Source organism: Acinetobacter sp. YH12132 (assembly GCF_013418645.1).
Classification (GTDB): Bacteria; Pseudomonadota; Gammaproteobacteria; order Pseudomonadales; family Moraxellaceae; genus Acinetobacter; species Acinetobacter indicus.
In genome coordinates this window covers 42,757-54,057 of sequence record NZ_VPBR01000007.1, presented here as the reverse complement: position 1 = coordinate 54,057, position 11,301 = coordinate 42,757, and the positions used below count along the sequence as shown (strand labels likewise).

General features: G+C 48.7%; 12 protein-coding genes and 2 tRNA genes. 4 read left to right on the top strand and 10 right to left on the bottom strand.

Annotated features, from left to right (window positions below):
- Nucleotides 1-4: 4 nt before the first annotated feature.
- From FTU67_RS09225 to FTU67_RS09180, 10 genes are all read right to left on the bottom strand, one after another.
- Nucleotides 5-1,375, bottom strand: a complete 1,371-nt coding sequence (locus FTU67_RS09225; protein ID WP_180061657.1) for a phosphomannomutase CpsG — start codon at nt 1,373-1,375, stop codon at nt 5-7.
- 150 nt (nt 1,376-1,525) lie between these two features.
- Nucleotides 1,526-3,364, bottom strand: a complete 1,839-nt coding sequence (gene glmS / locus FTU67_RS09220) for a glutamine--fructose-6-phosphate transaminase (isomerizing) (RefSeq protein WP_180061656.1) — start codon at nt 3,362-3,364, stop codon at nt 1,526-1,528.
- A gap of 12 nt (nt 3,365-3,376) precedes the next feature.
- Nucleotides 3,377-4,741 carry a bifunctional UDP-N-acetylglucosamine diphosphorylase/glucosamine-1-phosphate N-acetyltransferase GlmU gene (gene glmU, locus FTU67_RS09215; RefSeq protein ID WP_180061655.1) on the bottom strand — a complete coding sequence of 455 codons (1,365 nt, stop codon included), beginning with the start codon at nt 4,739-4,741 and terminating at the stop codon, nt 3,377-3,379.
- Nucleotides 4,742-4,759: 18 nt separating this feature from the next.
- On the bottom strand, nt 4,760-5,236 hold the full coding sequence (locus tag FTU67_RS09210) for a phosphatidylglycerophosphatase A (protein WP_162182857.1): 477 nt from the start codon (nt 5,234-5,236) through the stop codon (nt 4,760-4,762).
- A gap of 22 nt (nt 5,237-5,258) precedes the next feature.
- Entirely contained in the window at nt 5,259-6,176 is a 918-nt protein-coding gene (gene thiL / locus FTU67_RS09205; RefSeq protein WP_163143227.1) for a thiamine-phosphate kinase, read from the bottom strand.
- 16 nt (nt 6,177-6,192) lie between these two features.
- Nucleotides 6,193-6,642: a transcription antitermination factor NusB gene (gene nusB, locus FTU67_RS09200; protein ID WP_005181335.1), complete on the bottom strand. Its 450-nt coding sequence runs from the start codon at nt 6,640-6,642 to the stop codon at nt 6,193-6,195.
- 4 nt (nt 6,643-6,646) lie between these two features.
- Nucleotides 6,647-7,117 (bottom strand): 6,7-dimethyl-8-ribityllumazine synthase, encoded by a 471-nt coding sequence (gene ribE, locus FTU67_RS09195; RefSeq protein WP_005181338.1) that lies wholly within the window; start codon nt 7,115-7,117, stop codon nt 6,647-6,649.
- 19 nt (nt 7,118-7,136) lie between these two features.
- The gene (gene ribBA, locus FTU67_RS09190; protein ID WP_104505832.1) at nt 7,137-8,252 is read right to left on the bottom strand and encodes a bifunctional 3,4-dihydroxy-2-butanone-4-phosphate synthase/GTP cyclohydrolase II; all 1,116 of its coding nucleotides are present in this window, start codon (nt 8,250-8,252) and stop codon (nt 7,137-7,139) included.
- Between the two features lie 383 nt (nt 8,253-8,635).
- Nucleotides 8,636-8,711, bottom strand: a tRNA-Gly gene (locus FTU67_RS09185).
- Between the two features lie 45 nt (nt 8,712-8,756).
- A tRNA-Gly gene (locus FTU67_RS09180) sits at nt 8,757-8,832 on the bottom strand.
- Between the two features lie 232 nt (nt 8,833-9,064).
- Between FTU67_RS09180 and FTU67_RS09175 the strand changes: the two genes are divergently transcribed.
- The 4 genes from FTU67_RS09175 (at nt 9,065) to FTU67_RS09160 (ending at nt 11,121) form a co-directional block, all read left to right on the top strand.
- On the top strand, nt 9,065-9,373 hold the full coding sequence (locus FTU67_RS09175) for a BolA family transcriptional regulator (protein WP_016658959.1): 309 nt from the start codon (nt 9,065-9,067) through the stop codon (nt 9,371-9,373).
- A gap of 32 nt (nt 9,374-9,405) precedes the next feature.
- Nucleotides 9,406-9,798: a SirB2 family protein gene (locus tag FTU67_RS09170; RefSeq protein ID WP_160241736.1), complete on the top strand. Its 393-nt coding sequence runs from the start codon at nt 9,406-9,408 to the stop codon at nt 9,796-9,798.
- Nucleotides 9,799-9,878: 80 nt separating this feature from the next.
- Nucleotides 9,879-10,721: a ParA family protein gene (locus tag FTU67_RS09165; RefSeq protein ID WP_005181342.1), complete on the top strand. Its 843-nt coding sequence runs from the start codon at nt 9,879-9,881 to the stop codon at nt 10,719-10,721.
- Nucleotides 10,722-10,728: 7 nt separating this feature from the next.
- A complete protein-coding gene (locus FTU67_RS09160; RefSeq protein WP_104472480.1) occupies nt 10,729-11,121 on the top strand; it encodes a hypothetical protein in 393 nt (130 codons plus the stop codon).
- Nucleotides 11,122-11,301: the final 180 nt, after the last annotated feature.

Sequence of the window (11,301 nt, the reverse complement as noted above, 5' to 3'; positions counted from 1 at the left end):
TGTGTTAAGCCTGAATCAAACGGGTCAATTCATCGACATAGTCTTGCATTGGTTTGGGTTGCTGGTCACGGCGACTTTCAATATTCAAACGCAATAACGGTTCGGTATTGGAGGCCCGTACATTAAAACGCCAGGCACCAAAATCCAGACTTACGCCATCAGTCTGGTCAATGGCCGGGTTCTGATCGGCATAGTGCTCAAAAATCTTTTGAATGGTGGCCTGGGTATCGGCCACTTTAAAATTAATTTCACCTGAGCAGGGGAACTTGGCAATCATCTCTTCCACCAGACTCGATAAAGATTGACCGGTTTCAGACAGCACCGCAATCGCCAGTAACCACGGAATCATGCCGCTATCACAATATGCAAAGTCACGGAAATAGTGGTGGGCACTCATTTCTCCGCCATACACCGCATTGTGCTCACGCATCACATCTTTAATAAAGGCATGCCCAGATTTGGACTGGATTGCTTCGCCCTGATACTGTTCCACCACATCAAAGGTGTTCCAGACCAGACGCGGATCATGCACAATTTTTTCACCGGCCTGTTTCAGCAAGAAAGCCTGTGCTAACAGCCCCACAATGTAATAGCCTTCAATAAACTGGCCTTTTTCATCAAACAGGAAGCAGCGGTCAAAGTCGCCATCCCAGGCAATGCCCAGATCTGCACTGTGTGCCAGTACTGCCTCGCGGGTGCTGTCGCGGTTTTCTACCAGAATCGGGTTCGGAATCCCATTCGGGAACGTACCATCGGCTTCATGGTGAATTTTGACAAACTCCACCGGAACATTCAGGGCCTTGAATTTATCTTCAATCGCATCAATCACATGACCGGCAGCACCATTGCCGGCATTCACCACCAGCTTCATTGGGCGAATCTTGGCCGGATCAATATAGGTCATCAGATGATCTACAAATTCCGGCAAAATATTGTAGGATTGCGTGGTTCCTTTGACTGCAACTTCGGTAAATGTACCGGCTTCTGCTAAGGCCTGAATCTCTTTTAAGCCGGTATCGGCACTGATTGGACGGGCATTCTCGCGTACCAGTTTCATACCGTTATAGTCCATCGGGTTGTGACTGGCAGTGACTTCAATCCCGCCCTGGACATCCAGATGGAAGGCGGCAAAATAGACTTCTTCGGTGCCGGTCATGCCCAGATCAAGGACATTGACGCCTGCATCATTCAGGCCTTTGATGGTGGCCTGTTTTAAATCTTCACTGCTGAGGCGGATGTCGCAGCCAATCGCCACAGTTTTAGGTTGATAAATTTGTCCATAGGCACGGCCAATTTTATAGGCAATCTCTTCATTCAGTTCGCTGCCCAGTTTGCCGCGAATATCGTAAGCTTTAAAGCAAGTCAGTTGGGTCATTATTTGTTCTCCATGCAGAAGAAAAAAGGCCGGTGAATATATGAGAGTAATAAAGTTTCATCCTTTTTTTACATAAGTATTTGTTTTTATTTATTACCTAGTATTTAACTTTATTACTCAAAAACATGAACCAGCCTTTTTCTGTTTTGCTTATTCTACCGTCACCGATTTGGCCAAGTTACGTGGCTGATCCACATCGGTACCGCGCAGTACCGCAACATGATAGGACAGCAGCTGGACCGGAATGCTGTAGACAATTGGCGCCAGCACCGCACTGATTGATGGAATATGTACCACATGCTGACGCTCTTTGGTTTTAATGCCGCTGTGCTCATCGGCAAAGACAAACAGCTCGCCACCACGAGCCTGTACTTCTTCCATGTTGGATTTCAGTTTATCCAGCATGTCATCTTTTGGTGCCAGAATCACCACCGGCATTTCATTGTCGACCAGAGCTAGCGGACCATGTTTCAGTTCACCGGCGGCATAACCTTCGGCATGAATATAGGAAATTTCCTTCAGCTTCAGGGCACCTTCAAGCGCAATCGGGAACTGGGTGCCACGGCCGAGGAACAGGCAGTGGTTCTTTTCCACAAACAGCTCAGATAAGTGCAGAGTCGCCGGGTTATGCTGCAGAGTATCCAGAATCACTTTTGGCGTATGCCATAATTCCGCGATAATCTCGGTAACCGTCCTGTCTGCAATGCTCTGTTTGACCTGACCAATTTTCAGAATCAGCAGCATCAGCGCAGCCAGCTGTGTAGTAAAGGCTTTGGTTGATGCCACGCCAATTTCCGGTCCCGCCAAAGTTAACAGGCTGTGATGGGTTTCGCGCACCATTGATGAAGTGGCTACGTTACAAATTGCCATGGTGCAGATATTCAGCGCTTTGGCTGCAGCACGTTTTTGAGTATCGCGCAGTGCAGCCAAGGTATCGGCGGTTTCACCCGACTGGGAAATGCAGATATACAGGGTATTGTTAACAATTACCGGCGTGCGATAGCGGTATTCGCTGGCAATTTCGACCTGACATGGTACATCAATCAGCTGTTCAAACCAGTACTTGGCAATCATGCCGGCATGGTAACTGGTACCGCAGGCAATAATCTGCACCTGCTGGATGTTGGCGAAGTCCTGCTCGGCCTGGGCCAGAAAGTCTTCACGCAGCGCATTGCCATTTAAGGCCTGAGAAATGGTTTGCTGAATCGCTTCTGGCTGCTCATAAATCTCTTTGAGCATGTAGTGCTTGTATTCACCTTTAGAGGCATTGCTGACCGTCGCATCCAGCTCTTTCACCGGACGGTTCACCAGCTGACCATCAACAAAAACTTCGATGGTTTCACGGGTTAAACGGGCAATATCGCCTTCTTCCAGATAAATAAAGCGGTTGGTGATTGGCAACAACGCCAGCTGGTCCGAGCTGATAAAGTTTTCGCCAATCCCGACACCAATCACCAGTGGTGAACCTTCACGAACCGTGATCAGCTCATCCGGGTGGTCGGTATGGATAATACCGAGTGCATAGGCGCCTTTGAGCTGCGGCACCACCTGTTTCACCGCTTCCAGTAAACTTGGGGTTGATTTCAGGGCATCATTGACCAGATGCGCAACCACTTCGGTATCGGTTTGCGAGGTAAACACATAGCCAAGCGCTTCCAGATCATCTTTGAGTTCCTGGAAGTTTTCAATAATTCCGTTATGCACCACCGCCACATTGCCTGAAATATGCGGATGGGCATTATTTTCAGTTGGCTTGCCATGAGTCGCCCAGCGTGTATGTGCGATCCCCAACGAACCGGTTAATTCGGCTTCAATAACTGCCTGTTCCAGATTGGCCACTTTCCCGACACGACGTTCACGTAATACATGACCGCCATTGATTAGCGCCAGACCGGCAGAGTCATAGCCCCGGTATTCCAGACGCTTTAAGCCTTCAATCAGGATATTGCTAATATTACGTTCTGCAACGCCACCGACGATACCACACATAATCTTTTCCTCTTATTTTTTCAGTTTTTGGGGACGTTGATAATTATCTTTACTCAACTGTTTTGAGCGTTCAAAGGCCAGGCTATGGTCAGCCACGTCACGGGTAATTACCGAGCCGGCACCCACCGTTGCGCCGTTGCCAATGGTTACCGGTGCCACCAGCGAGCTGTTTGAGCCAATGAAGGCTGCATCACCGATGATGGTTTTAAATTTATTGGCGCCGTCATAGTTACAGGTAATAGTGCCTGCGCCAATATTGGAACCGGCACCGACTTCTGCATCGCCTAAATAGGTAAAGTGATTGGCTTTGGAGCCGACACCAATCTGGGTGTTTTTGACTTCAACAAAGTTGCCAATATGCACCTCATTGGCCAGCACCGCACCCGGACGTAAGCGGGCAAATGGACCAATCTGTACATCTTCACCGACAATAGCATTTTCAAAGACGCTATACGGCTGGACTTTGGTGCCGGCCGCAATTTTGCTGTTTTTAATCACACAGCCTGCGCCAATTTCAACGCGATCGCCGAGCTCAACTTCACCTTCAATAATCACATTGATGTCGATACGGACGTCTTTGCCCACGGTTAGGTTGCCACGCAGGTCAAAACGACTTGGATCAATCAGATGCACGCCTTGCTGCATTAACTGTTTGGCCTGGAAGCTTTGAAATTCACGTTCTAATGCGGCCAGTTGCACCCGGTCATTGACGCCTTCGACTTCAAAGGCACGTTCCGGCTGCACTGAAGCCACCTGCATGCCATCGGCAATGGCCATGGCCACAATATCGGTCAGGTAGTATTCGCCCTGTGCGTTGTCATTGGACAGTTTTGGTAACCATTGATGCAGTTTGGCATTGCTGACGCAGTAAATGCCGGTATTGATTTCCTGAATCTGGCGCTGTGTCTCAGAAGCATCTTTGTGTTCAACAATGGCCTGAATCTGGCCATTGTCACGTACAATACGGCCGTAACCGGTCGCATCTGGTAGGGTCAGCGTGACCAGACCAATGCCGGTAGCCTGACTGGCCTCGACCAGTTGCTCTAAGGTGGCCTGGCTAATGCACGGCACATCACCGGATAGAATAATTGAAACACCATCTTGACCCAGTACCGGCAGCGCCATTTGGACCGCATGTCCGGTCCCGAGCTGCTCGGCCTGTTCCACCCATTGAACCGTTTCATGGGCAAAGGCCTGTTGTACCTGTTCGCCGCCATGGCCATAAATGGTAATAATATTATCTGCTTGTAATTGTTGTGCCGTTTCAATCACGTGACCCAGAAGCGGGCGTCCTGCAAGGGGTTGAAGCACTTTCGGAAGGCTGGAGCGCATACGCGTTCCTTTCCCTGCGGCAAGAATAATCACGGTGGTAGACATGTATAATCCTAGTTATTGCTAAACCAAAATAAAATAAAGATAAATTAAAATACAGATTGCTGCCCAAAGTCCGGCAATCAGATCATCCAGCATAATCCCAAAGCCGCCATCGACCTGACGGTCAATCACCCGGATGGGCCAGGGTTTCCAGACATCAAACAGCCGGAACAGGGCAAAGCCTGCAATGACCCATAGTGTATTCATCTGGCCAAAATAGATCAGCGGTAAAAAGGTAATCGACTGTCCGGCAAATTCATCCCAAACAATACGGCCATCATCATGGACGCCCATCACCCGTGCGGTTTGCCCGCAGATATAAATCCCGACCAGTGACATCAGCAGAATCGCCACAACCGAATAGGCAAAACCCAGCCACAGCCACAGCGGAATAAACAGCAGCGCAAAGGCTGAGCCGAAGGTGCCGGGAGCTTTGGGTAACAGGCCTGATCCAAACCCGACCCCACAGAAGACAACCAGGCGGTCGGGCCAGCTCATCGCTTTAAAATGAATGGCAGGTTTAGGCAAAGTGTTGGTATCCCTGGAATTGGAGCGAATGATCTACGCCATTCTGCACAAAATGAAGTTCGGGTGCTGCATGAATTTGTCCAATCTTGGTAACGCGGACATTCAGCGGTTGTTGTAAAAGTTGTTCAAAATGCTGCGGGCTGATGCTAAAGCACAGTTCATAGTCATCGCCGCCAGCCAGCGCATATTGCCAGCGCTGTGTGTCAGGTAAATGACGCAGAGTGTCGCTGAGCGGTAACAGATCCAGATCTAGGGTGGCGCCAACCTTTGAGGCTTTAAGAATATGTCCCAAGTCTTGGGCCAGACCATCTGAAACATCAATCATGCTCGAGGCCAGACCTTTCAGTTGCTGGCCCAGTTCGCAGCGCGGGGTTGGATAATCCAGACGCTGCTGCAGTGCATGACCTGGATGCTTCAGGCCAAAGGCGGCATCACCGACGGTGCCGCTGACACAGATATAATCACCCGGCTGGGCACCGGCGCGGGTAATCGCCTGACCGGTATCCATCCAGCCTAAGGCGGTCACGGATAAGGTTAAATGTGGACTTTGGGTGGTATCTCCACCAATTAAGCGCACCCCAAATTGATCGCAGCAATCATACAGACCTTGGCTAAAGGCTTTCAGCCAGTCGTGATCAATTTGGGGTAGGCTCAAGGCCAGTAGAATACTGTGCGGCGTGGCACCCATGGCAGCAATATCGGAGAGATTGACTGCAACAGATTTCCAGCCAATGGCATGTGGATCAGTCTCTAGTGGGAAGTGTCGTCCAGCAACCAGCGTGTCGGCGCAAATCACCAGCTGTTGCTGTGGGGGAGGAGTCAGCACGGCTGAGTCATCACCAACACCTAAGTCGACAGAACTGACGTGCTGCCGATTGAAATAGGTGTCAATAATGGAAAACTCAGCCATCGCATCAATCTGTCAATTATTTAGATTGCTGTTTTTCTGCTGCACGTAATGAGCTGGCCAAACGGTCAAGAACACCGTTAATGTATTTATGGCTGTCTGCACCGCCAAAATGTTTTGCCAGCTCAATGGCTTCGTCTAAAACCACGCGATATGGAATTTCCAGATGTTCTTTCAATTCATAGGCGCCCAGACGAAGGGTTGCGAGTTCAACGCCGTCAAGGGCATCAATTTCGCGGTCAAGCACAGGGATTAAGAGCGCATCCAATGCTTCATGATTGGCAACCACTTGAGTCAACAATTCATGATAATAGCCGAGATCCACTTTGTGCATGGCATTTTCGACACGCGTGCGTGCTTCAATCTCGTGCACCGGATTGTGGCTCATCTGCCATTCATAAATTCCTTGTACAGCAAAACGACGTGCTTTACGTTTTGCTGCATAAGTTGCTTGAAGTGTTTGCGACATAGCGTTAAATAGCCTTTAACAAGTTAACCATTTCAATTGCAGTTAAAGCAGCTTCGCTACCTTTATTACCTGCTTTTGTACCCGAGCGTTCAATCGCTTGTTCGATACTATCCGTAGTCAATACACCGTTAATGACCGGTAAGCCAGTGTCCAGGCCAACCACACCTAAACCTTTGGCACATTCGCCTGCAACAAAGTCGAAGTGAGGCGTGCTGCCACGAATCACCGCGCCCAGTGCAATAATGGCATCGAAACGATCAGATGCTGCCAGTTTTTTCGCAACAACCGGAAGTTCCCACGCCCCTGGTGCATGAACAACAGTGATATTATCCTCTGATACACCATGACGTTTCAATGTGTCGATGGCACCTTCCAGCAAATGTTCCACCACAAAGCTATTAAAACGACCAACTAAAATCGCGTAACGGCCTTCGCTCGCGAGATGTAACATACCTTCAATACGGCGAACTGCCATAGCAAACCTCGATGATTTCTTAAGTTGTTTGTTGTGCGGTGACGTATTCCACCACTTCCAAGTTAAAGCCCGACAAGGCATTGAAACGTAATGGCGAGCTAAGCAGCTTCATTTTTTCAACACCTAAATCACGTAAAATCTGTGCACCGACACCAATGGTCTGATACTGCTGAGACAGCGCCGCATTGGATTTGCTTTTCTTCGGTGCATTTAAGCTGTCCAGTGCCGGACCTAAATCCTGCAGATGACGCTGGCCAATCCAGACCAGTACACCACGATCGCTGCTGGCGATTTCTTTTAAGGCACGGTCCAGGTTCCAGGCCGGTTCACCATCCTGCTTGTTCAGTTTTAGCAGGTCACGGGTCGGATTAAACCCATGCACACGGACGGTGGTCACGCCATCTTTTGGCTCACCTTTGACCAGCGCCAGATGAATATCCGGGTTACCCAGTTCACGGTAACGATACAGGTCAAAGCTGCCATATTCGGTATCAATAGTCTGCTGATCCAGACGCTCAACGGTTTGTTCATTGGTCATGCGGTAATGGATCAGGTCGGCGATGGTGCCCATTTTCAGACCGTGTTTTTCGGCAAACACTTCCAGATCGGCACGGCGCGCCATGGTGCCATCTTCTTTAATAATTTCACAAATCACCGAAGCAGGTTCTAGACCGGCTAAACGGGACAGGTCACAGCCGGCTTCAGTATGTCCGGCGCGGTGCAGCACACCACCTGGTTGCGCCATCAGCGGGAAAATATGACCCGGCTGGACAATATCGGCCGGTTTGGCATGAGCAGCAACCGCCGTGCGAATGGTATGCGCACGTTCAGCCGCGGAAATTCCGGTGGTGATGCCTTCTGCGGCTTCAATCGACAGGGTAAAGTTGGTGCCATGCTGAGCACCGTTGGCATCGACCATTAAGGGTAGGTTTAACTGCTGGCAACGCTCACGGCTTAAGGTCAGGCAGACCAGACCGCGGGCATGGGTGATCATAAAGTTGATGTCTTCCGGGCGAACATGCGTGGCAGCCATGACTAAATCGCCTTCATTTTCACGATCTTCATCATCCATCAGGATAACCATTTTTCCTGCACGGATATCTGCTACGAGCTCTTCAACTGTATTGAGCGGCATCAACCTTCACCTTCTTTTTGTCTCAACGGACATTTTCATGACATTAATTGTGGCATAGTCTAACGCTTTTTCGTAGGTTTTGCCTATGCTTATCCGTTTCCCGGTCTGCTTCATTGTTATACACAGTGGTTGCTGGCTTGAAAAGGGCCGGTGTCTGGAAAAAGCTTGAATTGTGCAGAATATTTAAGCAATTGATCTGTAAAAAAATATAAACAGCAAGCCGCAAAAACCAGGAATTTTTTTAAAAACGCTTTTATACATTTAGACTACGATTTAAATCAGCCAGATAAAACAGGAATGGCGAACAGGCTTGGGGTGAGGTTCAAAAATTTTAGAATAGGCAATAAAAAAGCCCCAATCTTTCGATCAGGGCTTTTTGAATTTGGAGCGGGAAACGAGACTCGAACTCGCGACCCCAACCTTGGCAAGGTTGTGCTCTACCAACTGAGCTATTCCCGCAGGGTCGATCAATTTTTTACTTTAAAAAATGAACAAAAAAGAATTTGGAGCGGGAAACGAGACTCGAACTCGCGACCCCAACCTTGGCAAGGTTGTGCTCTACCAACTGAGCTATTCCCGCATGCGGTGTATAATACATTATGCAAAAACAGGGTCAATAACTTTGTGAAAAAACTTGTGCTGATTGCATAAATAAAAGCCATTTTGACCAAGGTTTAGATGATTTCTGCTGTGAAATCAGCCAATAGCGGCGGTTCAGGCGGGAAAAAGCCGGTTTTCAGCCGGTCGCCACAATATCGCAAAAAGAACAGGGTATACTAAGATTAATCTCAGGCCTTTTTGGATGCATGATCATGAGCATAGAACAACAACTGATTGAACGCTTACACACCCTGAACCCGACACATTTAGACGTGGTGAATGAATCTTCTGGTCACGGCGGCTATTATCCGGGGAAGGAATCTCATTTTAAGGTGGTAATCGTCAGTGAACAGTTTGCCGGTTTACGTCTGGTGCAGCGTCATCAACAAGTCTATGCCGCGGTCGGTGATCTGTTAAGTCCAAGCAAGATTCATGCGCTGGCAATTCATGCCTTTGTTCAGGATGAATGGCAAGGACAGGATACCTCAAGCCCGGAATGTGCCCACGCCCCGAAACAATAACCCGGAACAAGAAATAGAGATCAGAACAGTTCATGGAAACCCAACTTTTACTTAAAATTATTCATATGACCAGCATCAGCGTATTGCTGGTCATTCTGCTGGCCCGTGGCCTGACCTTATTTAAAGGCGTGCAGGGCAACCAGCCCAATCCGGCCGGACGCACACTATGGGTGGCGCTACAACATTTATCGGTTACGCTGATAGTAGTAACCGGAATTGTGCTGCTGGCATTAAAGGATTTTCAGGTCGAAACCTGGTTTTATGCCAAAATCATTTTATTCCTGGTGATGCTGTCTTCGTTAATGAAAGCCTACCGTAAAACGGACAGTATTTTACTGGTGCAACGCCGCGCCGGCTGGGGCATAGCCCTGGTTGCATTACTGGCGATTATCGCCTTGGTAATGATCAAGCCAAGTTTTGGTTAATTGTTCGACAATAATGTCTATCTCTCGGCTATACTTCGCTACACTTGAGCCAATTAGAATATAAAATCAGAGGGATAGACATGCGAACACGTGTGGTCTTTAACCAGAAAGGCGGCGTTGGAAAATCCAGTATTACGGTCAATCTGGCCGCTATCAGTGCCCATCAGGGCTTTAAAACCCTGGTCATTGATTTGGACCCGCAAGCCAACTCCAGCCAGTATTTACTGGGGGATGATGCCACCTATTCCACCCATAAGCCGGCACTAGAGCCAAATATCCAGAACTATTTTGAAGAAGTGCTGGGCAATACCCAAAGCAAAGGCTTAATTGGCAATGCCTTGGGCTCGATCTTAAAAAGCCGCGCCAAAGGTCTGGAAGCCTATGTGCATCAATCGCCCTTTCCAAATCTGGATGTAATTCCAGCCAGTCCGGACCTGGGCAGTCTGGCCCATGCCTTAGAAAGCAAACATAAAATCTATAAATTGCGGGATGCCTTGGCCTCACTGGCCGGGCGTTATGAGCGGGTCTTTATTGATACACCGCCGGCGTTTAACTTCTTTACCTTATCGGCGCTGATTGCGGCTGACCGGGTATTAATTCCGTTTGACTGCGATGTGTTTTCCAAACGTGCCCTGCACAGCCTGATTGAAAATGTGCTGGAAACCCAGGAAGATCATAATGCCGAGCTGGAGATTGAAGGCATTGTGGTGAACCAGTTCCAGGCCCAGGCCAAGCTGCCACGAGAAGTGGTCGAGCAGCTGAAAGAGGAGCAGTTACCGGTATTTAACAGCATGCTGCCACCCTCAGTCATCATGAAAGAGTCGCATCATAAAAATCTGCCGCTTATTCATTTTGCTACAGATCATAAATTGACGCAGGCCTATCAATCGTTGTTCAATGAGATTGAACAGAAACAATCCTGAGATGGGCATGAAAACACTGTATATCAGCCTGCTGGCTGCCGGAACCTTGCTGCTGGGTGCCTGTGCCACGACGGTTAAACCGACTTATGTCTCGCCTACACATTATCAGGCGCTGAACTGCCAGCAGCTGCAAAGCGAATATAACCGGATTCAGTCCTATATTGATCAGGGCGTACAGGCACCTAAACGGACCGGTGTTGGTGTGGGGGTGGGTCTTGGCGGAGGCTGGGGCAGTCGTGGCGGCTGGGGCATTGGCCCAAGTGTTTCGGTCAATATGGGACAATCATCGAATACCAAAAATACCGAACTGGCACGGGTGCTGGGCGAGCAGGAAGCCATTGTGCAGGCGGCGCGTTTTAAAGGCTGTCCAATTGTTGTACGCACCAAGCAGGCCAGGTAAGGCTTCGCATTTTTCACGCTGGGCTGGCAGTTTATGCGAGTCACGGCGTGAAAAATCTTAGCAAAATGTTTCAGAAAAAATTATTAAAAATCTTAAATTTAAATAAAAATAAAGGCTTTTTTATCTGTCCAAATATCCTCCCAGTCGTGAGAAAAACTTGTCAGTTTTTATCAAATTAAT

Bases quoted from the DNA above. Each gene is read 5' to 3' on its own strand.
- ribE (WP_005181338.1), bottom strand. From the start codon at position 7,117: ATGGCAGTTCGCCGTATTGAAGGTATGTTACATCTCGCGAGCGAAGGC.
- FTU67_RS09210 (WP_162182857.1), bottom strand. From the start codon at position 5,236: ATGAGCTGGCCCGACCGCCTGGTTGTCTTCTGTGGGGTCGGGTTTGGA.
- glmS (WP_180061656.1), bottom strand. From the start codon at position 3,364: ATGTGTGGTATCGTCGGTGGCGTTGCAGAACGTAATATTAGCAATATC.
- ribBA (WP_104505832.1), bottom strand. From the start codon at position 8,252: ATGCCGCTCAATACAGTTGAAGAGCTCGTAGCAGATATCCGTGCAGGA.
- nusB (WP_005181335.1), bottom strand. From the start codon at position 6,642: ATGTCGCAAACACTTCAAGCAACTTATGCAGCAAAACGTAAAGCACGT.
- FTU67_RS09175 (WP_016658959.1), top strand. From the start codon at position 9,065: ATGAGCATAGAACAACAACTGATTGAACGCTTACACACCCTGAACCCG.
- FTU67_RS09225 (WP_180061657.1), bottom strand. From the start codon at position 1,375: ATGACCCAACTGACTTGCTTTAAAGCTTACGATATTCGCGGCAAACTG.
- thiL (WP_163143227.1), bottom strand. From the start codon at position 6,176: ATGGCTGAGTTTTCCATTATTGACACCTATTTCAATCGGCAGCACGTC.
- FTU67_RS09165 (WP_005181342.1), top strand. From the start codon at position 9,879: ATGCGAACACGTGTGGTCTTTAACCAGAAAGGCGGCGTTGGAAAATCC.
- FTU67_RS09160 (WP_104472480.1), top strand. From the start codon at position 10,729: ATGAAAACACTGTATATCAGCCTGCTGGCTGCCGGAACCTTGCTGCTG.
- FTU67_RS09170 (WP_160241736.1), top strand. From the start codon at position 9,406: ATGGAAACCCAACTTTTACTTAAAATTATTCATATGACCAGCATCAGC.
- glmU (WP_180061655.1), bottom strand. From the start codon at position 4,741: ATGTCTACCACCGTGATTATTCTTGCCGCAGGGAAAGGAACGCGTATG.